Below are 24,490 nucleotides of genomic sequence, written 5' to 3' on the forward strand. Positions count from 1 at the left end.
CCATATCGACGGGCGAATTCGGGCGAAACCCAACGAAAGTCACGATTCGGCCGTCACCAACCTGTGCCCAGTGGGGGCGGCGCCTGACAAGGCGCTGAGCATTCGAAGTTACCCGCACCCCCCCGTTGTAGGGTCACGGTAAGGAGGAAAAGGGGGAGGACATCATGGGCTTGTTCGACAAGGCGAAGGATGCCGCCGACGCCACCGGCGAGAAGGTCGCCGAAGAGGCGAAGGAGATGAAGGAGCGCATCGCCGACCAGCTGGACGCCATGAAGGCCGATGCGGATGTCGCGCACGCCGAGGCGGAACGCGATGCGACGCACGCGAAGAACGAATACAAGGAGAAGCTGCGCGAGGATTGACCCGCGGTGCGCTCGCGGAAGGGGACCGGATCATCCGGTCCCCTTGTTCGTGCCGTGCCGCCTTTTCCGTGCGGTGCTGCGGGTGGGCGATACTGGGCTCATGGCGATGTTCTCCTGGTGGCGCCGAGCGAAGGGGCCGCTTCTGCACATCGCGGGCGATGAGGGCGAGGGTCCGGTCGTCGTCCTCATCCACGGGATCGCGTCATCCTCGGTCACCTTCGAGAAACTGGTCCCGATGCTCGTCGACCGGCACCGGGTCATCTCGATCGACCTGCTCGGCTTCGGGGAGTCGCCGTCACCGGCGGATGCGACCTACACGCTCGAGGAGCACGTCTCCGCGCTCACTCGCACGATCGACTCGCTGAAGCTCCGGGAGCCGTTCGTTCTCGTCGGCCACTCGATGGGCAGCCTCATCGCGAGCCGGTATGCCGCGACCAACCGACGGCGACTGACGAGGCTCGTGCTCGTGAGTCCGCCGATCTACGTGTCGCCGAGCGCGATCGGCGACCGGCGTGACCGGGCCGCGATGGGGATCTACCTCAAGGCCTACGAGTACCTTCGCTCCAACAAGGCTTTCACGATCCGCAACGCCGCGATGCTCGCGAAGCTCTCGCCGATCAGGAACGTGCTCGAGGTCTCGGAACGCAACTGGACCGCGTTCGTGCTCTCCCTCGAGAACCTCATCGAGTCGCAGACGACCATCAGCGACCTGGCGGCGGTGCGGGTGCCGGTCGAGGTCGTCTACGGGACGCTGGATCCGTTCCTCACCCCGGCCGGCCTGCGCATCGTCGAGCAGCTGCGCGGCATCACGGTGCACAAGGTTGAGGCGAACGATCACATCATCCGCACGAGGCTCGCGCGCGTGGTCGTGAAGGCGATCGGATGACGGGGAGGAGAAATCGATGAAGGCGAACGTCATGGAGAGGGCCGGGCTCGCCGTCTCGGCGGTCGGGCTCGGCACCTGGCAGCTCGGCGCCGACTGGGGCGAGGTGGACGAGGCGGATGCGCGCGCCGTGCTCGACGCGGCCGCCTCGAGCGGCGTCACCTTCTTCGACACGGCGGACGTCTACGGCGACGGCCGCAGCGAGATCATCATCGGCGGTTACCTCGCCGACCGTCCCGGCCACGGCATCCGCGTCGCGACGAAGATGGGGCGCCGGGTCGACCAGCTGGCCGAGAACTACACGCTCGCGAACTTCCGGTCCTGGACCGACCGCTCGCGCCGGAACCTTCGCACCGACACCCTCGACCTCGTGCAGCTGCACTGCCCGCCGACCGCGGTGTACTCGATCGATCGGGTCTTCGACGACCTCGACACGCTCGTCGCGGAGGGCGCGATCGCCCGGTACGGCGTGAGTGTGGAGAAGGTCTCCGAGGCGCTCGCGGCGATCGCGCGACCCGGTGTCGCGTCGGTGCAGATCATCCTCAACGCGTTCCGGCTGAAGCCGCTGGATGCCGTGCTCCCCGCCGCGCGCGAGGCCGGAGTGGGGATCATCGCCCGCGTACCGCTGGCATCCGGACTGCTCTCGGGCCGATACACCGCGCGCACGACGTTCGCCGAGAACGACCATCGCAACTTCAACCGGCATGGCGAGGCGTTCGACGTGGGCGAGACCTTCTCGGGCGTCGACTATGCGGACGGCGTGGCTGCCGCGAACGAGTTCGCCGTGCTCGCCCGAGAGCACGGGCTCGAGCCGGCGACCGCTGCGATCGCCTGGGTGGCGCAGCTCGATGGCGTGAGCACCGTCATCCCCGGCGCGCGCAGTGTCGCGCAGGCGCGGGCGAACGCGGAGGCCGGTTCGGTGGCCCAGCTCGGCCCCGAGTTCTCGGCACGGGTGCGCGAGCTCTACGACCGGTTTTTCCGGGAGGCGGTCCACCCGCGCTGGTGACGTTTCGGTCATCCACGAAGAAAAGGCTTGCGGATTCCGCAAACGCGATATAGCGTGACTTTCTGACTCAAGATATATCGCGACTTCGACACTGGAGGGAACTCGGATGAATGGTGACCAGGAGGCGCCGGCACCGACATCGGTGACCGGGTCGACGACGTCGACCGGGGCGACCGGGTCGGCCGCATCCGCGACATCAGGAGGCAGCCCGGCGAAGAAAGCCCTCGGCCCCGCCTTCGCGAACCTCTTCACCGCGAACATCGCGAGCAGCCTGGGAGACGGGATCGCCAGGACCGCCATCCCGCTCCTCGCGGTGCAGGTCACCCAGGACCCGCTGCTCATCTCCGGCATCGCCGCCCTGGCGATGCTGCCCTGGCTGTTCTTCGCGATCCCGGCCGGCATCCTCATCGACCGGATCGACCGGCGGGCCGCCATGGCCATGGCCAACACGGTGCGCACCCTGCTGGCCGTCGCGCTCTTCGTCATCACGGCATCCGGGAATCTCACCATCTGGTGGCTGTACCTGATCATCTTCGTGTACGGGATCTTCGAGACCGTCTACGACGGCGCGGTCCGTGCGGTGGCGCCGAGCATCCTTGAGAAGGCCCAGCTGCCGCGCGCGAACTCGCTCATCGAGGCCGGCGAGCAGGTCATCCAGAACTTCGTGTCGGGCCCGGTCACCTCGCTGCTGTTCGCGGTGTCGGTGCTCATCCCGCTCGGGGCGAACGCCGCGGTGTACGCGATCGCGGTCATCCTCGCGATCCTGTTGCCGAAGGTCGCCTCCGGTCGCCAGTTCGCGAAGGCCCACGCCGAGAAGAACGGCGATTCGGTCGCCTGGTACAAGCAGTTCGTCGACGGCCTGCACTTCATCATGGCGAACAAGCAGCTCAAAACGCTGTGGTTCCTCAGCACGTTCAGCGGGATGTGCATCTCGATCGCGACCGCGAGCTTCGTGCTCTACCTCGTGGACCGGCTCGGGCTGCCCGAGGCTCTCTTCGGGGTCTTCATGCTCTCGGGCGCGATCGGAGGGATCGGCGCCTCGCTCGTCGCCGCGCGGTTCAAGGCCCGTTGGGGGACAGGGCTCACGGTCGCCGTCGCGAACGTCGTGGCCTCGCTCGCGGTCGTCTTCATCGGGGCCGTTCCGACGCTCTGGGCCGCGGCGGTCGCCTTCGTGATCGTGAGCGGATCGATCACGGTGTGGAACATCCTGATCATGTCCCTGCGGCAGAGCATCATCCCCGGGCGGCTGCTCGGGCGCGTTCACGGCACCTGGCGCACGCTGCTCTGGGGCAGCATGCCGGTCGGGTCGATCATCGGAGGGCTCATCGGCCGCATCGACCTCGTCCTGCCCTTCATCATCGGGGGCGGGCTCTCAGCGCTCGCCGGCATCCTCTGGTTCCGGTTCCTGAAGACGCTCCCCAACCCCGAGGATGTCGACAACGGCGACGATGCGGCCCTCGCCGGCGCGGACGACTCCGCCGCGCGCGCTGCGGAGACCGCAGGCCCCACCGACCCCGCCATCCAGGAGTAGCTTCCACAGCCGGGCTCATGAGGGCATTCGGTCCAGGATGTCCCATCGATCGGCCCAGCGATACCCATCAGTTGACCCCATGAGGCCATTCGTCCCTCATGACGGCGAACGTTCGCCCTCACTCGGTACAAACCCCCTCATGAGTCGGATGCAGGGCGCCAGGAGCGCCGGATGCCGGCGCGCAGGCGGCGGATGACGTCCGCTCCGCTGCGCTCAGCCAAGCCCTGCCCTCTGAAGCGTCTCTCTCAGCCGAGCGGGCGAGATCGCGACCTTCCAGCCCCAGCGGGCGAAGCCGTGTCCCGCGGCGCGGAGGTCGTCCTCGCGGGCCTTCTCGTCGAGCATCACCTGTTGCGAGGTCCGCCCGGCCATGAACGCGGGATCGGTGTACTTCCATTGGCCGTCGAACTCGCCGATGAGATCGAACTGCGGCCACCAGAAGTCGACGGTCCAGATCCGCCCACTCGCACCGGCGAGTTCGACCTGGAGTTCGGGGGCTGGAACGCCGGCGCGTAACATGCTCACCCGGCTCATCGATTCGCCGGGGCGATCGGCGAGCCCGTTGGAGAACTCGATCGCCGCTCGGGCCTTGGTGGCTCCGTGAGCAGGGGAGATCCGGTCGAGCTCGCCCAGGATGTCCTCCCGCGTGAGCAACGTCGACGGGATCCCGGGCAGCGGATGTGCGGTCCTTCGGAGTGCGGCATCCGCCACCGCGACCGACTGCCCGAAGGTCGCGACGCAGGCCACATCGACCACGGTCCGCGCGAGCGACGTGACCGAGAGCCCGTCGATGTACTCGGGTTCAGCGGAGTCTCCCGTTGTATGGCGCAGCACCCCGGGCGTCGACCGCCCGCCTTTCGAGGGCGCCACCAGGACATGCACGCGTTGCGGCCAGTCGCCGACCCAGGGCAGTCGCCACAGCGCTGCAGCGGAGTGGTGGGAGAATCTGGCATCCGGATGGCCGACCGCGGCCGCCTTGACGCGCGTGCGGTAGCGGGCGTGTCGATCCATCGCGCGCCAGAGCTCCGTCCCCACGTAGACGCCGCGCGCCACAGCGACGAACTCGCCCCGGGCGACCATCCGGTAGAAGGCGCTGCGCTCGGCACGCACCACTAGTTCGCGGATGACGGTGAAGTGCTCCCGCCACTCCGCCTGCGTCAGGCGGAAGGCTGCTGTCTGCGTCATCCGACCATCATGGTGAAACTTCAGGGACGGGTGCCGCGGCGTCCGTCATTCGGGGGACTCGTCGCACTGCCTGGTCCGGTGGAGGAGTGGAGCCGGGCGGCGGGGGTGGACGCAGCCGAGCGGACGACATCCGGCTTACGAGGCGCTTTGTGCCGGATGAGGGCGAACGTTCGCCCTCATGAGATGCGAACGGCCTCATGATTCGTCACGCGCACTCGGCGACGGCGGCGTGGCGAGAGGCGCGGATGCTACGGCCGCACGGCCTGGATCGGCTCGGTGTCGGGGATGGGGCTCGCGTCGCGACCGCGCAGGTCGGGGTGAGCTCGCCGCAGCACCACCGGGATGAGGAAGCCGACGAAGGCGAAGGCGATCGCGACCCAGAAGGCTCCTGGGGCGTCGAAGGCGTCGATCATGAACCCGGCGGCGGCGGACCCCAGGGCGGCGCCGATGAGCTGGCCGGTGCCGACCCATCCGTAGGCCTCGGCGGTCTCGCTGAACTTGACGCTCGCCGAGACGATCGCGAACATGACCGCGAGCGCGGGGGCGATCCCCACGCCGGCTATCGCGAGCGAGAGGGCGAGCCACCAGAACTCGAGCGAAGCGGCGGCGACCGCCATCCCGAGGAAGACGATGAACATCCGCCGCGCGAGCGCCCAGGGGCCGATCGGGATGTGGCCGAAGGCGAGTCCGCCGATGAGCGACCCAACGGAGAAGATCGCGAGCACGATCCCGGAGTTCGGGCTGTCGTGCCCGAAGGTCGCAACGACGCCGGCCTCGACGGCCGCGCATGCACCGACGAGCAGGAATCCGGTGACCGTCGCGAGCAGCACGGCGGGCCGGGCGAGCACGGCCCCGATCTTGCGCCGACTGCGCGGGATGCGCACGCGACCGACCTCGGGGGAGGAGATGAACCAGATCCCTCCGACCACGAGGAAGATCATGGCGAGCACGATCGCGAGCACCGTGCTGATCTGTGTCGCGACGAACGTGGTGATGACCGGGCCGACGACCCAGATGACCTCCTGGGCGGAGGCGTCGAGGGAGAAGAGCGGGGTGAGTTGACGGGAGTTGACCATCTTCGGGTAGATGGTGCGCACCGCGGGCTGTACCGGCGGGCTGCTGAGTCCGCCGATGAAGCCGACGACCATGTACACCGGCACGGGCAGTGTCGGCGCGAAAGCGATGACTCCGAGCGCGCTCGCGCACACCACGAGCGTGAGGGTGAGCACCTTCCGCATGCCCCACACGCCCATCCAGCGACTCGTGAGTGGTCCGGCGATCGCCTGCCCGACGCTCGTGGCGGCAAGCACGAGGCCGGCCGCCCCGTAGGAGTGATGGATGCGCTCGATGTGCAGCAGGAAGGCGAGGGAGAGCATGCCGAAGGGGAACCTGGCGAGCAGTTGCGCGGACATGATGCGCGCGACTCCGCGCGTCTGAAGGAGGGTCCAGTAGCTGTCCACAAGGGTCCAAGTCTATCGGCGGGCGTGGCGTCGAACGGTGCTGCGGCGCGGCCGTGCAGCGCGCACCCGGATGTCGGTGGCGGGCGCGAGAATCGGCTAACAGGCTGTGCAGAACTCGTCCGAGTTATGCACAATTGTGGATGACACGCCCACTACATATTGGGTTTAGCGAATGCTGAATACCCGCTATATAGTGATGAGACTGCAATGGAGCGCGGCGGGCCGAAACCCAGGATTCGGTCGGATCGGACCCCGTCGCAGTGCAGTTCGCGGGCTCGTCCAGAGCTTGTTGGGGATGGGAGAACCGCCGGTCGGAGCGGGTTTTTTCAAGGATTCGGGAGTACTTCATATGGCCATCACAGTCGTCAAGCGCAACGGGCAGCGCGAGCCGTACGACGCCAACAAGATCAACCTCGCGATCGAGAAGGCCAGCGCCGGCCTCGACGAGAACATCACCTGGGTCACCCAGATCGCGAGCGAGCTCGAGCTGACGCTCTTCGACGGCATCACGACCCAGCAGCTCGACGAGGCCGTCATCCAGGTCGCGCTCCAGAACGTCAAGGACGACCCCGAGTTCGACACCGTGGCCGCCCGGCTCCTCCTCAAGACCATCTACAAGCGCGTGCTCGGCGACTACGAGAGCGACGAAGAGCTCCGCCGCCTGCACGTCGAGCACTTCGAGCCCAACATCCGCCGCGGCGTCGAGGAGGGGCTGCTGGACACGCGCCTCCTCGAGCTGTTCGACATCGACCTGCTTGCGAAGACCCTCGAGCCCGACCACGACGACCTGCTCAAGTACATCGGCGTCGTGACGCTCAACAACCGCTACGGGATCAAGGGGCGCAACGGCGACGCGCTCGAGGTGCCGCAGTACTTCTGGATGCGCATCGCGATGGGCCTCTCGCTCAACGAGGCCGACCCGACAGCTCAGGCCATCCGGTTCTACGAGAAGATGTCGAAGCTCGAGTACCTCGCGGCGGGCTCAACGCTCGTGAACGCCGGAACCAGCTACCCGCAGCTCGCCAACTGCTTCGTCATGGAGATGCAGGACGACATCGAGCACATCGCGAAGACCACGCGCGACGTCATGTGGCTCACCAAGGGCACCGGCGGGATCGGGCTCTCCGTGACCAAGCTGCGCGCCCAGGGCTCGCCCATCCGGAGCAACAACACGACCTCGACCGGTCCGATCCCGTTCATGCACACGATCGACTCCGTGCTGCGGGCGGTCAGCCGCGGCGGCAAGAAGTTCGGCGCGCTGTGCTTCTACATGGAGAACTGGCACCTCGACTTCCCCGAGTTCCTCGACCTGAGGCAGAACTCCGGCGACCCGTACCGTCGTACCCGCACGGCCAACACCGCGGTGTGGATCAGCGACGAGTTCATGAAGCGCGTGCAGAACGACGAGGACTGGTACCTGTTCGACCCGCTCGAGGTCGCCGACCTCAACGAGCTGTACGGCAAGGCGTTCTCCGAGCGCTACGCCGAGTACGCGGCCATGGCCGAGGCCGGCGAGCTGCGGATGTTCAAGAAGACGACCGCGCGCGAGCAGTTCAAGGCGATCCTCATCTCCCTCTCCGCGTCGAGCCACCCGTGGCTCACCTGGAAGGACACGATCAACAACCGCGCACTCAACAACAACACCGGCACGATCCACCTCTCGAACCTGTGCACCGAGATCTGCCTCCCGCAGGATGTCGACAACGTCTCGGTCTGCAACCTCGCCTCGATCAACCTCTCGCAGCACCTCCTCGCGAGCGGCGGAATGGACTTCGCGAAGATCGAGGAGTCCGCCCGCATCGCGGTGCGCCAGCTCGACAATCTCATCGACATCACCAAGTCGAGCGTTCCGGAGGCCGATTTCTCCAACCACCAGAACCGTGCGGTGGGTCTCGGCGTCATGGGGTTCACGGATGTCGTGGAGAAGCTGGGCTACAGCTACGAGAGCGAAGAGGCCTACGACCTCATCGACGAGATCATGGAGCACGTCTCCTACGCGGCGATCGACGAGTCGGCCGAGCTCGCGAAGGAGCGCGGTTCCTACCCGAACTTCGACGGCTCCGGCTGGTCGAAGGGCATGGTGCCGCTCGACAGCATCGCGAAGACCGAGGAGGACCGCGGGGTCCCGATCACGGTCAACCGCACGACCCGTCTCGACTGGGACGCCATGCGCGAGAAGGTCAAGGGCGGGATGCGCAACGCGACGCTCATGGCGATCGCGCCCACGGCATCCATCGGTCTCGTCGCCGGCACGACGCCGGGCCTCGACCCGCAGTTCACGCAGATCTTCAGCCGGTCGACCTCGTCGGGCAAGTTCCTCGAGGTCAACCGCAACCTCGTGCGCGACCTGCAGGATCTGGGGCTCTGGGGGAGCGTTCGCGAGGCGATCCTGCGCAGCCAGGGCGACATCCAGTCGATCGACGCGATCCCCGCGCACCTCAAGGAGGTGTACAAGACGAGCTTCCAGCTCTCGCCGTACGCGTTCCTCGAGGTCGCCGCCCGCGCGCAGAAGTGGATCGACCAGGCCATCAGCCGCAACATGTACCTCGAGACGCGCGACCTCGGCGAGATGATGGACATCTACTACGGCGCATGGGAACGCGGCGTCAAGACGACGTACTACCTGCACATGAAGCCGCGTCACCAGGCGGAGCAGTCCACCGTCAAGGTCAACAAGGCCGAGGACATCTCGACGGGCGCCGGCGAGAAGCGCGGATTCGCGGCGGCGGGCGCCCCCGCCGAGCCGGCAGCGGCATCCGCCCCCGCCCGCAAGGGATTCGGCTTCGCCGGGCTCGCGCCGAAGGACGGTGAGTGACTATGGACGAGGACGAGTTCTACGTCCCCGCCGACCCCATGGACGAGCTGCAGTGCGACAGCTGCCAGTAGCAGTCACCGCTCCCTGAGGAGGCCGCAGGCCGTCTCGAAGGGGCCTCCAGTAACGAAAGAAGGAAAGCGCAATGTCAGGGATTCTCGGTACGGGCGTGCAGGAAGGGCTGCTGCTCAAGCCGGTCAAGTACCAGTGGGCGATGGACCTCTACGACCAGGCGGTCGCGAACACCTGGTTCCCGAACGAGATCCAGCTCGACCAGGACATCGCCGACTTCAAGAAGATGACGGATGAGGAACGTCACGCGATCACGTTCCTCATGAGCTACTTCAACCCGAACGAGCTGCTCGTCAACAAGGCGCTCGCGTTCGGCGTCTACCCCTACATCAACGCGGCGGAGTGCCACCTCTACCTCGCCAAGCAGATGTGGGAGGAGGCCAACCACTGCATGAGCTTCGAGTACGTGCTCGAGACCTTCCCGATCGACCGCGAGGCCGCCTACGGCTCCCACGTCGAGGTGCCGTCGATGGCGCGCAAGGAGGAGTTCCAGGTCAAGTTCATCAAGCGCATGACCGAGGAGACCCTCGACATCACGACCACGAAGGGCAAGCAGGACTTCGTGCGCAACCTGGTCGCCTACAACATCATCCTCGAGGGGATCTGGTTCTACTCGGGTTTCATGGTCGCGCTGAGTTTCCGGCAGCGGAACCTCCTGCGCAACTTCGGTTCGCTCATGGACTGGGTCATCCGCGACGAGAGCCTGCACCTCAAGTTCGGGATCAACCTCATCCTCACGGTGCTCGAGGAGAACCCCGAGCTGCAGACGCCGGAGTTCGCGGCCGAGATCAAGCAGATGATCCTGGATGCCGTGGAGATGGAGGAGGCCTACAACCAGGACCTGCTCCCGAGCGGCATCCTCGGCCTGAACGCCACCTACATCAACCAGTACGTCAAGTACCTCGCCGACCGGCGGCTGGAGGAGCTCGGATTCGACCCCGAGTACAAGGTCTCGAACCCGGCCAAGTGGATGGCGACGGCGAACGACACGTACGAGCTCGTCAACTTCTTCGAGTCGACGAACACCTCCTACGAGGCGAACGCGAAGGCCGTGACGGGTAAGAAGAGCGAGTAGTCACCGTTGTGAGGAGATCGCCGTCGGCGATCGTCTCGAAGGAAGCCGGCGGATGCGCTCAGCAGCTCAGCTCAGCTGGCCACGTCAGTGGTTGAGTACGGCCCAGGCAATGAGGCTGTCAATGCGTCGAACGTCGGCACCCTTGGCGAGCTTGATCTTGATGTGTCCCGCTCGCGTCCAAAGCTCTATCTCTGAATTCCAATCAAGCTTTCCTGCGTTCTCGGATGACCACATGTTGATTGCACCGTATGGCAGAGAGTAGATTTCCACTTTCTTGCCGGTCAGCCCCTGCGCGTCGCGGACGATAAGACGCTTGTTCGTGAACGTCGCCGAATCTCGGAACGTCTTGAATGAAGCGACGGCTTGTTCGCCCTCGGTGAGAAGCCCTTCGACGTCGTTAGGGACCGGGATCTCTATCTGAAGGGTCCAAGTCAGAATCGGTGTTGGTTCCACGCCCTGATCTTGGCGTACTTGAGTCGAATTCGTCAATTCCTTCGAGCTCATCGCCCTAGTTGCGGGGAGATGCGCCGGTCATGGACTGAATCGACATATCAGCATCATTGGTCTGCTTGGTTGCGACGCAAACGTGGCACTCCTCCTCGGCGTGACTTAGTTGAGATGTCGCTCGTGGGCACCAATGGCTCCATCTGGCTTGGAATCTGGTCCGCCCCCTTTTCATCGGACCAAAAGTCGGCGGAGGGCGATAGCGTGAATCCAGTATGGAAATCCAATTCGGACTCGATTAAGACTGGACCGGTTCTAGATTCTTGGGACACACAGCGAATCTCATCGATGTATCCGCGGTCACCGTCGCCTTACTCGCGCGTCCACTCGAATGGCGCATTAGGGCGGTCGAAGAGATCATCGTTGATTCGGCTACTTCGTGTTTGCGACGGCGATCGCTACAGGTCGCCCCACTGCGGGAAGTTCTTTCTCCCCATGTCTCCTCGAATGACACACATGCTTTGCTTGCACTGAACGTCGCGCCGCTCCCGCGAGGCCCGCTACTGGAGTTTGATGTGCACGGGCCGCTCGGTGATGCTTGGCTCCTACCGCGACTAGAAATCGCCGCACGGCAAGGGCTCTATTTAGAAGGACTCGCAGCCAGCTTTGGACAAACGGTGTCTCCGGAACTTCGAGTCTTATTGGCTGCACTACTTGGATTCACGGGTGAATGGTTCGCTGATGGGAAAGTCGCTGACCTCGAAGACTATCTCAAGGAGGGATTCGGGGATCGCCCTCCCGATGATGTTGTTCAGCACTGGCGTGCTATCGCTGAAGATTGCCGAGACGTACTCCGTCCCCGACTAGATGAGTTCAGAAACTATTCGGCTCCCGAGAATCCCGCCATGGTGCTTCCTGAGTTGTTTGCAAATGGGCAGGTGAATTCTTTTGAAGACGCGAGTCGCGCGCTAGAACAGTACCGAGAACTGCTCCGGGTTTGCGATGAGAAGGCATCCTCGGCTTCACCGAATGCGGCCAATGACTTACTCAACTCGCTCGCGGACTACGGCAATAACTTTGACCTGATCGTCGCAATGCTAGTCCCGCTCGATGAACCTTTCATGGTCAAGTTTTCCGAGCGACGAGACTTGTCTTTGTCGCCTTTTCGCAATCTTGGGACCCAGGATTTGGTAATTGCTGACGCCCAAACCAACCACGTCACATTCAAAGTGACGGATGCGAACGTCCGGATCGGCAAGTTCAGCGCCCGGCAACCGGGAACCAGTGATTTTGCATACGGGGCATTTCAAGCTCGAGAAGACCAGCAGGGCCGTGCCATCTACGCGCATGACGCGGAACGGGACTATCGCATCCGGCTAACTTTTCGCCTTGCGTTCCTTCGTCGACTTCAAGTAGTACCGTACCTCGCGGCCGCAATCCTGTTTATGCTCGTACTTGCCCTTCTCCACGAACGCCCTGGAGACCTAAAGGATCTTGCCTTAATTGTTGGACCGTCAGCACTGGCGGCTTCTGTTCTGCTCGCGCGAGAACCTTCCACTCTCGGCTCTCGTCTCCGTCAATTGAGTTCGATTGTGCTCGCAGTAACGCTGGCAGCCTTAATCCTCATTGCGGCCATCCTGTACGTCAGCGGTCTCATTGCGGCCGAATGAAGTAACATCCCACCAAGGAGGCACTATGGCAAAGAATACTGGCCGCGGATCACGCCAAGGCGCGGTGTCAGGTCGATCTCAGGTGCGTACGTCGTCAGGGACGTGGGTCAAACGCGATTCCACGAGTGGCCGATTCCTTGAGGCGAAGAAGAGCGGCGGGAGCTTCAAAGGGATTCGTAAGGAGAAGTAGTTCTCCTCAATTCTCGAGCCCGGTTGAGATGCCGCCCTGTCCGGATAGGGGCGAAGCCGTCGATGGTGGCGCTCCCTATTGAGCTTAGTGTTTCACTACGTTCGTTCCGGTTGTCGCCGGTCGGTGGTCGGGGTGTCGGCTCGAATCCTCAGCTTGTCGGAGCATGTGGCGACCGTGCAGTTGAGTGGACCCCGACGGGAACTTCAAGGAGTGCTACATGCGGCCTTGACATTTCCTGCTAAGGAGCCGAAGGTGCAACAGCTGTCGGCCGTAGTCCCGCCAGCACCTCATTCAGCGCCTCCGTGCTTGAGGGATGCGTCCAGATCCCGTCGCGCAGGTTGGTCGCGGTCACGCCCGCGCGCATGGCCAGGGCCAGCAGGTTGATGACCTCCTGCGCATCGATCGAGAACACGGTCGCCCCGAGGATCAGGTCGGTGTGCGGGTCGACCAGCACCTTGATCAGCCCGTGCGTGTCACCGACGATCTTCGGCCGCGGCATCGCGGCGATGTCAGCGATGCGCTTCGAGGCGACCAGGACATCCCGACCGCTCTCGCGCGCCTGTGTCTCGTTCATCCCGACCCTGGCCAGCGGCGGGGTGAGGAAGACGGTGCTGGGAACCGCGACGCGGTCAGCCCTCGAGCGTTGACCGTTGCCGGCGAGCTGGTCCAGGACGATCCGGTGGTCGTCGAGCGAGATGTAGGTGAACTGCGGTCCGCCGTTGATGTCGCCGACCGCGAAGACCCCCGGCACCGAGGTCTGCAACCGATCGTCCACCACGACGAAACCGCGATCATCGACCGCGATGCCCGCCGCCTCCAGGTCGAGCCCGTCGGTGGTCGGCTTACGGCCCGTCGCGACGAGCACGGCATCCACGGTGAGCCTCCGGATGTCGTCGGCGGTCGCGACGACGACGGTCGCCGCATCCGGCTCGTCCTCGATCCGCTCGACATCGGCGTCGAGCACGAACTCGACTCCGGACTCCTCCAGGAGCGCCTGCACGGTATCCGCCACATCGCGGTCCTCGTGCCGCATCAGGCGTTCACCGTGGTCGACGACGGTCACCTGTGAACCGAAGTGGGCGAACATGCCCGCGAACTCGAGCCCGACATAGCCGCCGCCGACGATCAGCAGCCGCTCCGGCAGCGGCTCGACGTGCTGGATGGTCGTCGAGTCGTACACGCGGGCGCTCTCGGATGCCCCGGCGATCGCCGGCGTTGCGGGCACGGTTCCCGTGTTGATCACGATCGAGCCGGCCCGGATGTGCAGCAGGTCGGACCCCGCAGTCACCTCCACCTCGTGCGGACCGACAAACCGTGCGCGGCCGTCGATGAGGGTGACGGCGTCGACGTCGGCGAGCATGGCGTGGTTGCGGGCGCGCAGCCTGGCCGTGAGGTCATCGCGCCCGGCCACGGCATCCGTGAACCAGGTCTGCGGGTCGTCACCCGGGCGGCGCTCGGCGGCGCTGTGCACGAGGTCCTTGGTCGGCACGCAGGCGATGTTGATGCAACCGCCGCCGTACATCGACTCGGACTGTTCGACCAGAGCAATCGTGCGCCCCTGTCGACCGAGCGCACCGGCGAGGGTCTTGCCGCCCTTGCCCCAGCCGATGACCAGCACTTCGACCTCGATGTCTGCCATGACGCACCTCCGATCGGTCAAGCCTACGAGGGAATTTTCGTCACCGGATGGGCCTTCGCTGCTCTGTTCCGCGCGCCCGGGGGACGGTATGGCGAATAAGCGCGCAAGCATCCGCCGCATCCGGTCGGTTTCGACACCGAACCGTGTCGGTCGCGGCGATTCCTGCACCGAGTGCAGGAGTAGGCTGCGGATACCGGCGTGTCGACGAGGTGCGCGTTCGACGAACTCTTCGCCTCGGTACGCCGAGGCACCATTCACCAGGAGAAGAGAAGGTCAGAAATGCGCACGAAGTACGCGCTGCCGGCGATCGTCGCCGCTGCAGCACTTTTGCTCACCGGTTGTGTGGACAACAGCACCGACACCCCCGGTACCGGAGGCGACACCCCAGCGGTCGGAGTCGACGAAGCGGCGGTCGCGCTGCTCCCCGACGACATCAAGGCCTCCGGCAAGCTCGTCATCGGCATCGACCCGACGTATGCGCCGAACGAGTACAAGGATGACGCCGGCAACCCGATCGGCTGGGACGTCGACCTGGGCAACGCCATGGCGGCCAAGCTCGGCCTTACGCCCGACTACCAGATCTCGAGCTTCGACAAGATCATCCCGAGCATCACCGGTGGCACCTACGACATCGGACTCTCCTCGTTCACCGACAACGAGGAGCGGGAGAAGAGCGTCGACTTCGTCAACTACTACCAGGCCGGCATCCAGTGGGCGCAGCAGATCGGCAAGACGGTCGACCAGGCGAACGCCTGCGGCCTGACCGTCGCAGTGCAGGCGACCACCTATGAGGAGACCGACGAGCTGCCCGCCAAGTCGAAGGCGTGCACGGATGCCGGAAAGGCAGCCATCACGATCCTCAAGTTCGACAAGCAGGACGAGGCCAGCAACGCGCTCGCCCTCGGCCGCGCCGACGCCATGACCGCGGACTCGCCCATCACGCAGTACGCGGTGTCGCAGCTCAGCGACAAGATCGAGTTGGCTGGAGACGCGTTCGACGTCGCGCCGTACGGCATCGCGGTCGACAAGGGTTCGGCACTCGCCCAGGCGATCCAGGCCGCGCTGCAGTCGATGATCGATGACGGAAGCTACAAGACGATCCTCGACAAGTGGGGCGTCTTCAGCGGGGCCATCGACAAGATCACGATCAACGCGGCCACCGCCGGCTAGTTAAATGAGTTCGCCAGACTCTGGCCGTTCGGCGACACGGGAACCCGTGTCGCCGAACGGCGTCGGGCAGCCAGCCCCCATCAAAGCCATTCGCCTCAAACACCCGTGGCGTATCACCGTCGCCGTCATCCTCGTCATCCTGCTGGCGCTCTTCCTCATCGACGCCTCGCAGCGCGAGGCCTACGGCTGGGACAACTTCGGCAAGTACATCTTCGACAAGCGGATCTCGCAGGCTGCCGGCTACACGCTCCTGTTGACGATCTACTCGATGGTCATCGCGATCGTGCTCGGCATCACCCTCGCCGTCATGCGGCTCTCCGACAACCCGGTCGTCAAAGGCGTCGCCTGGTTGTACCTGTGGGTCTTCCGCGGCACCCCGGTTTACGTGCAGCTCGTGTTCTGGGGCCTCATCGCGACCATCTACTCGACGATCGACATCGGCATCCCGTTCACGGCGCCGTGGATCCAGTTCGAGACCAAGAACGTCATCGACGTGTTCTGGCTCGCTGTCATCGGGCTCGCACTCAACGAGGCCGCCTACATGGCGGAGATCGTGCGCGCCGGCATCCTCTCGGTCGACAAGGGTCAGGATGAGGCGGCCACCGCCCTCGGGATGTCCTGGCTGCAGACCATGCGTCGTGTCGTCATCCCGCAGGCGATGCGCATCATCATCCCGCCGACCGGCAACGAGGTCATCTCGATGCTCAAGACGACCTCGCTCGTCACCGCCGTGCCGTTCAGCTTCGACCTGTACGGCAGATCGCGGGACATCTCCGCGGTCATCTTCGACCCGATCCCGCTGCTGCTCGTCGCCTCGGCGTGGTACCTGCTGTTCACCTCGATCCTCATGGTCGGTCAATACTTCCTCGAGAAGCGGTTCTCGCGCGGAGTCGGGCAGGCGCGGCCGGACAAGAAGGGCGGCACCGGGACGGGTGGCGCTGAAACGGGGGCGGTCCAGGTCGCTACCGGTGCCATCCGGGTCGACTCGCACGGATCGGAGCACACGAAATGACCGCCGCGACGGTCGAGATCCCCATGGTGCACGCCGACTGCGTGTCCAAGAGCTTCGGCTCCAACGAGGTGCTCAAGAGCATCTCGCTCACCGTCAAGCGCGGCGAGGTCCTGTGCCTCGTCGGGCCGAGCGGCTCGGGCAAATCCACCTTCCTGCGCTGCATCAACCATCTCGAACGCGTCGACGCCGGCCGTCTCATGGTCGACGGTGTGCTCGTCGGCTACGAGGAGCGCGGAGACAAGCTCTACGAGCTGCACCCGAGGGAGGCGGCCCGCCAGCGCCGCGACATCGGCATGGTATTCCAGCGCTTCAACCTGTTCCCGCACATGACCGCGCTCGAGAACATCGTCGAGGCGCCCATCCGCGTCAAGGGCGTGAAGAAGGATGCCGCTGTCGTGCGTGCCCGCGAACTGCTCGCGCGGGTCGGCCTCGGCAACAAAGCGGATGCCTACCCCGCGCACCTCTCCGGTGGCCAGCAGCAGCGGGTGGCGATCGCCAGGGCACTCGCCATGGACCCGAAGCTCATGCTCTTCGACGAGCCCACCTCGGCGCTCGACCCGGAGCTCGTGGGCGAGGTGCTCGATGTCATGAAGACGCTCGCCGAGTCGGGCATGACGATGATCGTCGTGACGCACGAGATGGGGTTCGCACGGGAGGTCGCCGACTCGCTCGTCTTCATGGACGGCGGAGTCGTCGTGGAGTCCGGCGACCCGGTCGAGGTGCTCACCAACCCGCAACACAAAAGGACGCAGGCGTTCCTGTCGAAGGTGCTGTAGGGGGCAGGCGGCGTTCGGCAATGCGTTTGCCAGCTCCGCCCATAGACGCCCGCCACACCCGAGCTGCCAAACGCATTGCCGAACGCCGACGGTAGTGGAAAGCGACGGGCTTCTGTACGTCCTACAGGTGCGCGCCGCAGCGGCGCACCGCGAGGAGCGCGAGCGAGCGGGTCACGGAGATGAGCTCGTCGAGGTTCACCTGCTCGCGCACGGCATGGGCGAAGCGCACGTCGCCGGGGCCGAAGTGCAGGGTGGGGATGCCGCCGATCCCCGAGTACAGGCGCAGGTCGCTGCCGTAAGGGGCTGCGGCCCGCTCCGGGGTGGTGCCCACGAGATCGGAGATCGACGCTGACACCTCGTCGATGAACTCGTGCTGGGCGTCGATGCTTCCGCTCGCGAACTGGCCGCCAGGCCAGGTGACGATTGCGGGGTGATCTCGCAGCCACGGGTCGAGCGCGCAGGCGGCGGCGACGCGCTCCTCGAGGGCGGCCCGGGCATCCGCCGGGTCCTCGCCGAGGAGAACGCCCATGCGCCCATCGGCGACAAGGCTCTCCGGAACGCTCGACGACCAGTTGCCGGCGCGCAGGAGTCCGATCGAGATGCCGAACGGCATCTCGTAGTTGCGGAACAGCGGATCGGGGTCGGCGTTGCGCTCCGCCTCGAGATCCTTGATGGCCGCATCGATCCCGAGGAACGAGTCGAAGGCGCTCACCCCGCTCAACCGGGTGCTGCCATGCGCCGCCTTGCCTGCCACCTCGATTCGGAAGGTCAGCGCGCCGGCGCAGGCTGTCACGATGCGCCCCGTCGTCGGTTCGGTGAGCACGGCGGCGTCCCCGCGGTGGCCGCGCAGCATCGTGGCGAACGCCCCGAGCCCGCCGTCCTCCTCGCTCATGACTGAATGGACCGCGAGCGGTCGCTCGAGCGAGACTCCGGCCGTGCGAAGCGCGCGCACCACGGCGAGATTCGCCGCGATCCCGGCTTTCATGTCGCAGGCGCCCCGGCCGTGCAGTACCCGGCCGACGATATCTCCCGCGAACGGGTCACGGCCGTCCCACTTCGCCAGCTCGCCCTCCGGTACGACGTCGACGTGACCCTGCAGGACGAGCGCGGGCTGACCGTCGCCCGGGGTGACGCCGACGACGCCGTAGCCTTCGTGGCGATCGGTCTCCTCGCCGGGATAGAGCGGATGCGCGCGCAGCTCGTCGAGGTCGAATTTCCAGCTGTCGACGTCGAGACCCAACTCCTCGAGCACACGCGCCTGCGAGTTCTGCAGGTCGGATTCGGCGTCGGTCCCGGTGGTGCTGGGCACGCGGATGAGGTCGACCAGGCTTTCGATCAGGACTTCATCGTCGATCGCGTCGAGGACTCGGCGCTCGACGGGGGTCAATTCCGTGGCAGGCATATGCCTACTTTATTGCGGGGGAGGCTTCCCCCAAGCGGCCTTTGACAAGCTCGATCAGCGGACGATGGTCAGCCGTTGGCGAGCAACTTCGTGATCCGCTGGAGGCTTACCGGCTCTGCGGTGCCGAGGTGCTGGGCGAACAGGGAGAGACGCAACTCCTCGAGGAGCCAGCGGGCGTGGGTGAGCGCGGCAGCGGCATCCGGATGCGGTGGCAGTTCACCGCCCGCCGCGCGGTAGCGTTCGGTCGCCGACTGCACCTCCGACATCCAGACGCGGTCACGGCCGAGGTTCTCGGCGAGCTTGCCGACGCGGTGGGTGATCCCGGTGAGGTAGACCGGCAGGCGGCGCAGTTGAGCAAGTCCGGTGCGGGAGACGAAGCCCGGGAAGACGAGCGCATCGAGCTGCTCGCGGGCGTCGGCGAGCGGTGCGATGAGCGCGATGCTGGAGGCTGCGGTGATCGCTTTCTCGGCGTTCCTGGCTGCGGCGAGCACTGAACTCACGAGGCTCACGGCCGCGAAGAGCGAGTCGAGGACGGAGGCGGAGAACTCGTCGCGCACCCCCTCGAAGTCCGCGCGGGAGCGGATGTCCCGCTCGCCGAGCACGGCATCCGCGCAGGCGAGCATGCAGTCGGCGAAGAGCGCGCTCGTCGACGGATAGGGGCTGCGCGCGAGCGCGAGCTTCTCGGGCGCGGTGAGGTGCTCCTGCACGTAACCGGTGGGGGAGGGCACGGCGAGTTGCAGCATCCGGAGCACGCCGCGGCGGTGCTCCCTGGCCTGATCGGCCGGCGTCGCCATGAGTCGGATCGCGACGCTCGGCCCATCGTCGACGAGGGCAGGGTACGCGCGGATCGTGTTGCCGGCCTGGCGCGTGTCGAGGATGCGGGGGAGCTCGTCGAAGTCCCAACTCGTGAGGCCGTCGCGCTCGATCGCGTTCGGCGTGCTTACGACCGCCTTCGCAACCGACTCCCGGGTGCGGGACCTGAGCTTGTGCTGCAGGCTCCCGAGGTCTTTGGACGCGGCGGCCTTCCGGCCGTGCTCGTCGATGACGGCGAACGTCACCATGAGGTGTGGGGGGATGCGCTCGAGGTCGAAGTCGTCCACGGCGACCGGCGTGTAGGTCGCGCGCTGGATCTGCGCGGCCAGGAACTCGCGGAGACCGACCTCGTCGGATCCCTCGATCGGCGCATCCTGAAGCAGCCGCCTCGCCCAGTCGGCGGCCGGCACGACGTTGCGGCGGATCGCCTTCGGCAGCGACTTGATGAGGGCGACCACGAGCTCTTCGCGGAGGCCCGGCACCTGCCAGTCGAAGCCGGCCGGAGCCAGCCGGGGCAGCAGGGCGATCGGCACGTGCACGGTCACGCCGTCGTCCTCGGCGCCCGGCTCGAAGCGGTAACTGAGCTTCAGGCGCTGGTCGCCCTGGTGCCAGACATCCGGGTACCGTGCGTCGAGGTCGGGCCGGCGCCCTTCGTGACGCGCTGCGCGCTTCTCGGGGACCGGGACGTCCTCATCGAGGAGGTCTGCGCGCGTCATGGTCAGCAGGTCGGGGTTCTCGGCGCGCGCCTTCTTCCACCACGACTCGAAGGCGCGCTGGTCGGTGACCTCGGCCGGCAGCATGCGGTCGTAGAAACCGAACACCGCCTCGTCGTCGAACAGGATGTCGCGCCGCCGGGTACGCTCCTCGACTTCGGCGAGCTCGCGGCGGAGGGTGCGGTTGGCGCGGTCGAAGGCGGTCAGGCGCTTGTCGAGCCCGCCGAAATCCCATTCGCCATCCACCAGCGCACTCCGGATGAACAGCTCGCGTGCGAGCTCAGGATCGATGCGTCCGAGCTGCACGCGCCGTCGGGCCACGATCGGCACCCCGTAGAGCGTCACCCGCTCGTAGACCACCGCCGAACCCTGCTTCTTCTCCCAGTGCGGCTCGCTGTAGCTGTGCTTGGCGAGGTCGCCCGCGATCGGTTCGGCCCAGGAGAGGTCGATCGCGGCATTGGTGCGTGCGAACAGCCGGCTCGTCTCGACGAGCTCGGCGCTCATGACCTCGGCCGGCTGCTTCTTCGCAAGCGCAGACCCGGGGAAGATCGCGAACCGCACCTGGCGTGCGCCGAGGTACTCCCCGCGCTGTTGCTTCTTCGCGTCGCCCTTCTGCTCGTCCCGGATGCCGATCTGGCTGAGCAGGCCGGCCAGCAGCGCGCGGTGGATGCCCACGGCATCCGCCCCGGTCGGACCATCGTCGGCCGCCCCGGTGCCGGACCTGCCGACCGTTAGCCCGAGCTGTTTGGCGAGCCGCGTGAGCTGCCGGTAGACGTCGCCCCACTCACGAATTCGAAGGTAATTGAGGTACTCGGCCTTGCACAGGCGCCGGAACGCGCTGCTGGAGAGCTCCTTCTCCTTGCGTTTCGTATAGTTCCAGAGGTTGAGGAGGGTCACGAAGTCGCTCGTCTTGTCGGTGAAGCGGGCGTGCGACTGGTCGGCCTGCGGACGCTTCTCGAGGGGGCGCTCGCGGGGATCCTGGATGCTGAGGGCCGCGACGATCGCCATCACCTCGCGCGTGACCGCGTACTTACCGGACTCGATGACCATGCGCCCGAGTCGCGGGTCGATGGGAAGGCCGGCCAGTTGGCGGCCGATTTTGGTGATCCTGGGCGGTCTCGACAGGCCCGACCCGAGAGAGTCGGTCGATCCGCCTTTTTCTCCGGTCGATCCGCCTTTTTCTCCGGTCGAGCTTGTCGAGACCGCGCCGAGCTCCCGCAGCAGGTCGAGCCCGTCCTTGATGCCGCGTGAGTCCGGCGGCTGCAGGAACGGGAACTCGGCGATGTCGCCGAGCCCGAGCGAGATCATCTGCAGGATGACGGCGGCGAGGTTCGTGCGCAGGATCTCCGGCTCGGTGAACTCCGGCCGCGCGAGGTAGTCCTCCTCCGAGTACAGCCGGATGGCGATGCCGTCGCTCGTGCGGCCGCTGCGGCCCGACCGCTGGTTCGCCGAGGCCTGCGAGATCGCCTCGATCGGCAGCCGCTGGATCTTCGACCGCACGCTGTACCGGCTGATGCGCGCAGTGCCGGCGTCGATGACATACCGGATGCCCGGGACGGTCAGGCTCGTCTCGGCGACGTTCGTGGCGAGCACGATACGGCGACGGATGCCGGCCGGGCGCGATCCGAACACGCGGTGCTGGTCGGCTGCGCTGAGCCTGCCGTACAGGGGCAGCACTTCGGTTCCTTCTCGGATCGAGCCCGCCGAAATCCGCCCCTTGATCGCCTCCTCGGCATCACGGATCTCGTTCTCGCCGGAGAGGAACACGAGCACGTCGCCGTCGTTCTCGCGGGACAACTCGTCCAATGCCGCGTTGATCCCGTCGAAGAGGTCGGTACCTTCCGGCGACTCGTTCGTTGAGCGCTGCCCTGAGGTTTTCGAAGCGTAGCCCGCTCGCGGGCGTATCGAAACCTTGCCGGGGTGGTTTCGATAAGCGCCTTCGGCGCTACTCAACCGGCGGCTCTCGCGGGTTTCGTCGGGGGTGGCATCGGGGTCGTCGGCGGGGTCATCGGAAGGTGGATCGGGGGACAGCGGCCGGTACCGGATCTCGACCGGGTAGCTGCGGCCGGAGACCTCGACGATGGGCGCCGGCGTGCCCGCCGCATCCGCGAAGTGTCGGGCGAAGCTCTCGGGGTCGATCGTGGCGCTCGTGATGATGACCTTGAGATCCGGCCGCTTCGGCAGCAGCTGCTTGAGGTAGCCGAGCAGGAAGTCGACCGTGAGACTGCGCTCGTGCGCCTCGTCGATGATGATCGTGTCGTATTTCTTGAGCATCCGGTCGCGGTGGATCTCGTTCAGCAGGATGCCGTCGGTCATGAGCTTGATGCGGGTGTCCTTGCCGACCTTGTCGGTGAACCGCACCTGGTAGCCGACGAGGCCGCCGAGCTCCGTACCCAGCTCCTCGGCGATGCGCTCGGCGATCGTGCGGGCGGCGATGCGTCGCGGCTGCGTGTGCCCGATCGACTCGCGGCCGAGCTCGAGGCAGATCTTCGGAAGCTGCGTCGTCTTGCCCGAGCCGGTCGCACCCGCGACGATCACGACCTGGTGATCCCGGATGGCCGCGGCAATATCGTCGCGCCGCTGGCTGACCGGCAGGTCGGGCGGGTAGGTGATCGGCACGGTGCTGACAGGCACAGTGCGGATGCGCGGGCTGGCATTCATGAGCCTTCCAGCCTAAGTGCACCGCGGCATCCGTGGGCCCGATCGGCGGCCAGTGGAGGTCAGGAGTGTGCAGCAACGGCGATCACGGGGGCCTTGTGCTAGAAAACAGTGATGGCACCGCAGGCAGAACTCCCGACCACCGCGACTGCGGCGAGCCCCGCTCGCAGCTCCGGAGCCGGTTGGCCCTTCGCGCTCCCGTTCGTGCGAGTTGCGCTGACGGGGGTCGCTGCGCTGTCGACCGCGGGAGTTCTTGCCCTCGCCGGCCAGCCCTCCGGCCTTCCCTCGGTCTCGATCTTCGCTGCGCTGTTCCTGCTGCCGGTGAACATCGTGAGTTTCCTGCTGGTTCGCCGGCTCGTCCATCGTGCGGGAAGCAGCATCCGCAGCCTCATCGGCTATGGCCGGGCGCGACTCGGACGTGACATCCTGTGGGGCCTGCTCTGGATTCTGGTGCTCTACGTCCCCTTCGCGCTCGCGATCGTGGGCACCATGTTCGTGCTCTTCGGGGCCGATGCCTTCACCTCGTTCGAGGCGGTGTTCGCGCCCGACCCGGGCGAGATCCCCGCTCTCGGGACCGTCGCCTCGATCATCTTCGCGGTGGTCGTGTTCGTCAGCTTCGCCCCGCTCAACGCCCCCACCGAGGAACTCGTCTACCGCGGGTACAGTCAGGGCGGACTGGCCGCGTATCCGGTGATCGCGATCCTCGCCCCGTCGTTCGCTTTCGGACTGCAGCACATCTTTTTCGCCAGCACGGTGCCAGGGATGCTCGTCTACGGCGTCGCGTTCTTCGTGTGGGGGATCGGGTCGGCGCTCATCTACCGCCGCCAGGGCCGCCTCATGCCCCTCATCGTCGCGCACCTTCTCGTGAACCTTGCCACGACGGTTCCCGCTCTCCTCCTGCCGTTCGTGCTCGGTGGATGACGAGGTCGGCGACGTACGCTGACCCGCTTATGCCGCAGGCTCGAGGTGGAATGTGCCGGCGAAGCGTTCGAGGAGCGCGCCATCGCCGGAGAGGACCCGGACCGTCTTCTGAGCCAGGGCATCCGCCGGGCTGAGTTCGCCCGAGATGAGCCCGCGGATGCCGGGGCCGGCCGCGAAGGCGAGGTCGGCGCCCCGCGTGCCCGGCCGTGCGTTGCCCGGGCCCAGCCGCAGCACGTTGAGGTGATCGCGGTCGACGTGGAGGCGCAGTGCGAAGTCGCCGAGGTGCGTGTCGTAGACGGTCGCGGGCAGTCGGTGGGCGGCATCCGGCTGGAACGCGGTGCGGAAGGCGATCGTCATCGAGTCGGGGGTGATGATGTCGCCCTCAGCGGGTTCGCCCATCGCCTGGAAGCCCCACCGCCCGAGAGCGAGCACGACGTCCTCCAGGCCGCGGCCGAACTCGGTGAGCTCGTACACGAGACCGTGGGCGAGCGGGACCCGGCGCACGATGCCGGTCGCCTGAAGCTCCTTGAGGCGCGAACTCAGGATGTTGGTGGGGATGCGGGGGAGCCCCTGCTTGAGGTCGCTGTACCGGCGCGCGCCGACGAGCAGGTCGCGAACGATGAGCAGCGCCCACCGTTCGCCGACCAGCTCGACCGCCGTGACCACACCGCAGTATTGTCCGTAGTTGCGCGCCGCCAT

18 protein-coding genes are annotated in these 24,490 nt (G+C 66.1%); 11 read left to right on the forward strand and 7 right to left on the reverse strand.

The window, feature by feature from the left end:
- The first annotated feature begins 164 nt into the window (after positions 1–164).
- The 4 genes from ABD678_RS06500 to ABD678_RS06515 all read left to right on the forward strand — a co-directional run bounded on the left by ABD678_RS06500 (position 165) and on the right by ABD678_RS06515 (position 3,782).
- On the forward strand, positions 165–362 hold the full coding sequence (locus tag ABD678_RS06500) for a hypothetical protein (RefSeq protein ID WP_344754920.1): 198 nt from the start codon (positions 165–167) through the stop codon (positions 360–362).
- 100 nt (positions 363–462) lie between these two features.
- On the forward strand, positions 463–1,248 hold the full coding sequence (locus ABD678_RS06505; protein WP_344754922.1) for an alpha/beta fold hydrolase: 786 nt from the start codon (positions 463–465) through the stop codon (positions 1,246–1,248).
- Between the two features lie 16 nt (positions 1,249–1,264).
- The gene (locus tag ABD678_RS06510; RefSeq protein ID WP_344754924.1) at positions 1,265–2,251 is read left to right on the forward strand and encodes an aldo/keto reductase; all 987 of its coding nucleotides are present in this window, start codon (positions 1,265–1,267) and stop codon (positions 2,249–2,251) included.
- Between the two features lie 106 nt (positions 2,252–2,357).
- On the forward strand, positions 2,358–3,782 hold the full coding sequence (locus ABD678_RS06515; protein WP_344754925.1) for an MFS transporter: 1,425 nt from the start codon (positions 2,358–2,360) through the stop codon (positions 3,780–3,782).
- Positions 3,783–3,995: 213 nt separating this feature from the next.
- Here the strand turns inward: ABD678_RS06515 and ABD678_RS06520 are convergent, their stop codons facing one another.
- Together ABD678_RS06520 and ABD678_RS06525 are read right to left on the reverse strand one after the other, a co-directional pair.
- Positions 3,996–4,964 (reverse strand): type IV toxin-antitoxin system AbiEi family antitoxin domain-containing protein, encoded by a 969-nt coding sequence (locus ABD678_RS06520; protein ID WP_344754926.1) that lies wholly within the window; start codon positions 4,962–4,964, stop codon positions 3,996–3,998.
- A gap of 248 nt (positions 4,965–5,212) precedes the next feature.
- Positions 5,213–6,424, reverse strand: coding sequence for an MFS transporter (locus ABD678_RS06525; protein ID WP_344754928.1), 1,212 nt, complete (start codon positions 6,422–6,424; stop codon positions 5,213–5,215).
- Between the two features lie 349 nt (positions 6,425–6,773).
- Here ABD678_RS06525 and ABD678_RS06530 point away from each other — a divergent pair, with 349 nt between their 5' ends.
- The gene (locus ABD678_RS06530; protein WP_344754930.1) at positions 6,774–9,239 is read left to right on the forward strand and encodes a ribonucleoside-diphosphate reductase subunit alpha; all 2,466 of its coding nucleotides are present in this window, start codon (positions 6,774–6,776) and stop codon (positions 9,237–9,239) included.
- Between the two features lie 142 nt (positions 9,240–9,381).
- Positions 9,382–10,383, forward strand: coding sequence for a ribonucleotide-diphosphate reductase subunit beta (locus tag ABD678_RS06535; RefSeq protein ID WP_344754932.1), 1,002 nt, complete (start codon positions 9,382–9,384; stop codon positions 10,381–10,383).
- A gap of 84 nt (positions 10,384–10,467) precedes the next feature.
- Here the strand turns inward: ABD678_RS06535 and ABD678_RS06540 are convergent, their stop codons facing one another.
- Positions 10,468–10,836, reverse strand: a complete 369-nt coding sequence (locus tag ABD678_RS06540) for a PH domain-containing protein (RefSeq protein WP_344757106.1) — start codon at positions 10,834–10,836, stop codon at positions 10,468–10,470.
- A gap of 512 nt (positions 10,837–11,348) precedes the next feature.
- Between ABD678_RS06540 and ABD678_RS06545 the strand changes: the two genes are divergently transcribed.
- Complete coding sequence (locus ABD678_RS06545; RefSeq protein WP_344754934.1) at positions 11,349–12,497, forward strand: hypothetical protein; 1,149 nt, start codon at positions 11,349–11,351, stop codon at positions 12,495–12,497.
- Between the two features lie 428 nt (positions 12,498–12,925).
- On the opposite strand, the gene ABD678_RS06550 is transcribed toward ABD678_RS06545, so the two are convergent.
- Positions 12,926–14,326 carry an FAD-dependent oxidoreductase gene (locus tag ABD678_RS06550; protein WP_344754936.1) on the reverse strand — a complete coding sequence of 467 codons (1,401 nt, stop codon included), beginning with the start codon at positions 14,324–14,326 and terminating at the stop codon, positions 12,926–12,928.
- A gap of 279 nt (positions 14,327–14,605) precedes the next feature.
- Here ABD678_RS06550 and ABD678_RS06555 point away from each other — a divergent pair, with 279 nt between their 5' ends.
- The 3 genes from ABD678_RS06555 to ABD678_RS06565 are packed head-to-tail and all read left to right on the forward strand — an operon-like array spanning position 14,606 to position 17,284.
- A complete protein-coding gene (locus ABD678_RS06555; RefSeq protein WP_344754938.1) occupies positions 14,606–15,496 on the forward strand; it encodes an ABC transporter substrate-binding protein in 891 nt (296 codons plus the stop codon).
- Positions 15,497–15,500: 4 nt separating this feature from the next.
- Positions 15,501–16,508, forward strand: a complete 1,008-nt coding sequence (locus tag ABD678_RS06560) for an amino acid ABC transporter permease (protein WP_344754940.1) — start codon at positions 15,501–15,503, stop codon at positions 16,506–16,508.
- Positions 16,505–17,284 carry an amino acid ABC transporter ATP-binding protein gene (locus tag ABD678_RS06565; RefSeq protein ID WP_344754942.1) on the forward strand — a complete coding sequence of 260 codons (780 nt, stop codon included), beginning with the start codon at positions 16,505–16,507 and terminating at the stop codon, positions 17,282–17,284. The genes ABD678_RS06560 and ABD678_RS06565 overlap by 4 nt, the downstream gene beginning before the upstream one ends.
- A gap of 121 nt (positions 17,285–17,405) precedes the next feature.
- On the opposite strand, the gene ABD678_RS06570 is transcribed toward ABD678_RS06565, so the two are convergent.
- Positions 17,406–18,686, reverse strand: a complete 1,281-nt coding sequence (locus ABD678_RS06570) for an ArgE/DapE family deacylase (protein ID WP_344754944.1) — start codon at positions 18,684–18,686, stop codon at positions 17,406–17,408.
- 68 nt (positions 18,687–18,754) lie between these two features.
- Complete coding sequence (hrpA, locus tag ABD678_RS06575; RefSeq protein WP_344754946.1) at positions 18,755–22,873, reverse strand: ATP-dependent RNA helicase HrpA; 4,119 nt, start codon at positions 22,871–22,873, stop codon at positions 18,755–18,757.
- 111 nt (positions 22,874–22,984) lie between these two features.
- Between hrpA and ABD678_RS06580 the strand changes: the two genes are divergently transcribed.
- Positions 22,985–23,791 (forward strand): CPBP family intramembrane glutamic endopeptidase, encoded by an 807-nt coding sequence (locus ABD678_RS06580; RefSeq protein WP_344754948.1) that lies wholly within the window; start codon positions 22,985–22,987, stop codon positions 23,789–23,791.
- Between the two features lie 27 nt (positions 23,792–23,818).
- Here ABD678_RS06580 and ABD678_RS06585 read toward each other — a convergent pair whose 3' ends face one another.
- Positions 23,819–24,490, reverse strand: a complete 672-nt coding sequence (locus tag ABD678_RS06585) for a winged helix-turn-helix transcriptional regulator (RefSeq protein WP_344754950.1) — start codon at positions 24,488–24,490, stop codon at positions 23,819–23,821.

It is taken from the genome of Leifsonella bigeumensis, from assembly GCF_039537265.1.
Lineage (GTDB): Bacteria > Actinomycetota > Actinomycetes > Actinomycetales > Microbacteriaceae > Terrimesophilobacter > Terrimesophilobacter bigeumensis.

Excerpts from the sequence above, each read along its gene's own strand:
- ABD678_RS06500 (WP_344754920.1), top strand. The coding sequence starts at position 165 with ATGGGCTTGTTCGACAAGGCGAAGGATGCCGCCGACGCCACCGGCGAG.
- ABD678_RS06505 (WP_344754922.1), top strand. The coding sequence starts at position 463 with ATGGCGATGTTCTCCTGGTGGCGCCGAGCGAAGGGGCCGCTTCTGCAC.
- ABD678_RS06510 (WP_344754924.1), top strand. The coding sequence starts at position 1,265 with ATGAAGGCGAACGTCATGGAGAGGGCCGGGCTCGCCGTCTCGGCGGTC.
- ABD678_RS06515 (WP_344754925.1), top strand. The coding sequence starts at position 2,358 with ATGAATGGTGACCAGGAGGCGCCGGCACCGACATCGGTGACCGGGTCG.
- ABD678_RS06520 (WP_344754926.1), bottom strand. The coding sequence starts at position 4,964 with ATGACGCAGACAGCAGCCTTCCGCCTGACGCAGGCGGAGTGGCGGGAG.
- ABD678_RS06530 (WP_344754930.1), top strand. The coding sequence starts at position 6,774 with ATGGCCATCACAGTCGTCAAGCGCAACGGGCAGCGCGAGCCGTACGAC.
- ABD678_RS06535 (WP_344754932.1), top strand. The coding sequence starts at position 9,382 with ATGTCAGGGATTCTCGGTACGGGCGTGCAGGAAGGGCTGCTGCTCAAG.
- ABD678_RS06550 (WP_344754936.1), bottom strand. The coding sequence starts at position 14,326 with ATGGCAGACATCGAGGTCGAAGTGCTGGTCATCGGCTGGGGCAAGGGC.
- ABD678_RS06555 (WP_344754938.1), top strand. The coding sequence starts at position 14,606 with ATGCGCACGAAGTACGCGCTGCCGGCGATCGTCGCCGCTGCAGCACTT.
- ABD678_RS06560 (WP_344754940.1), top strand. The coding sequence starts at position 15,501 with ATGAGTTCGCCAGACTCTGGCCGTTCGGCGACACGGGAACCCGTGTCG.
- ABD678_RS06565 (WP_344754942.1), top strand. The coding sequence starts at position 16,505 with ATGACCGCCGCGACGGTCGAGATCCCCATGGTGCACGCCGACTGCGTG.
- ABD678_RS06570 (WP_344754944.1), bottom strand. The coding sequence starts at position 18,686 with ATGCCTGCCACGGAATTGACCCCCGTCGAGCGCCGAGTCCTCGACGCG.
- hrpA (WP_344754946.1), bottom strand. The coding sequence starts at position 22,873 with ATGAATGCCAGCCCGCGCATCCGCACTGTGCCTGTCAGCACCGTGCCG.
- ABD678_RS06580 (WP_344754948.1), top strand. The coding sequence starts at position 22,985 with ATGGCACCGCAGGCAGAACTCCCGACCACCGCGACTGCGGCGAGCCCC.
- ABD678_RS06585 (WP_344754950.1), bottom strand. The coding sequence starts at position 24,490 with ATGGCGGCGCGCAACTACGGACAATACTGCGGTGTGGTCACGGCGGTC.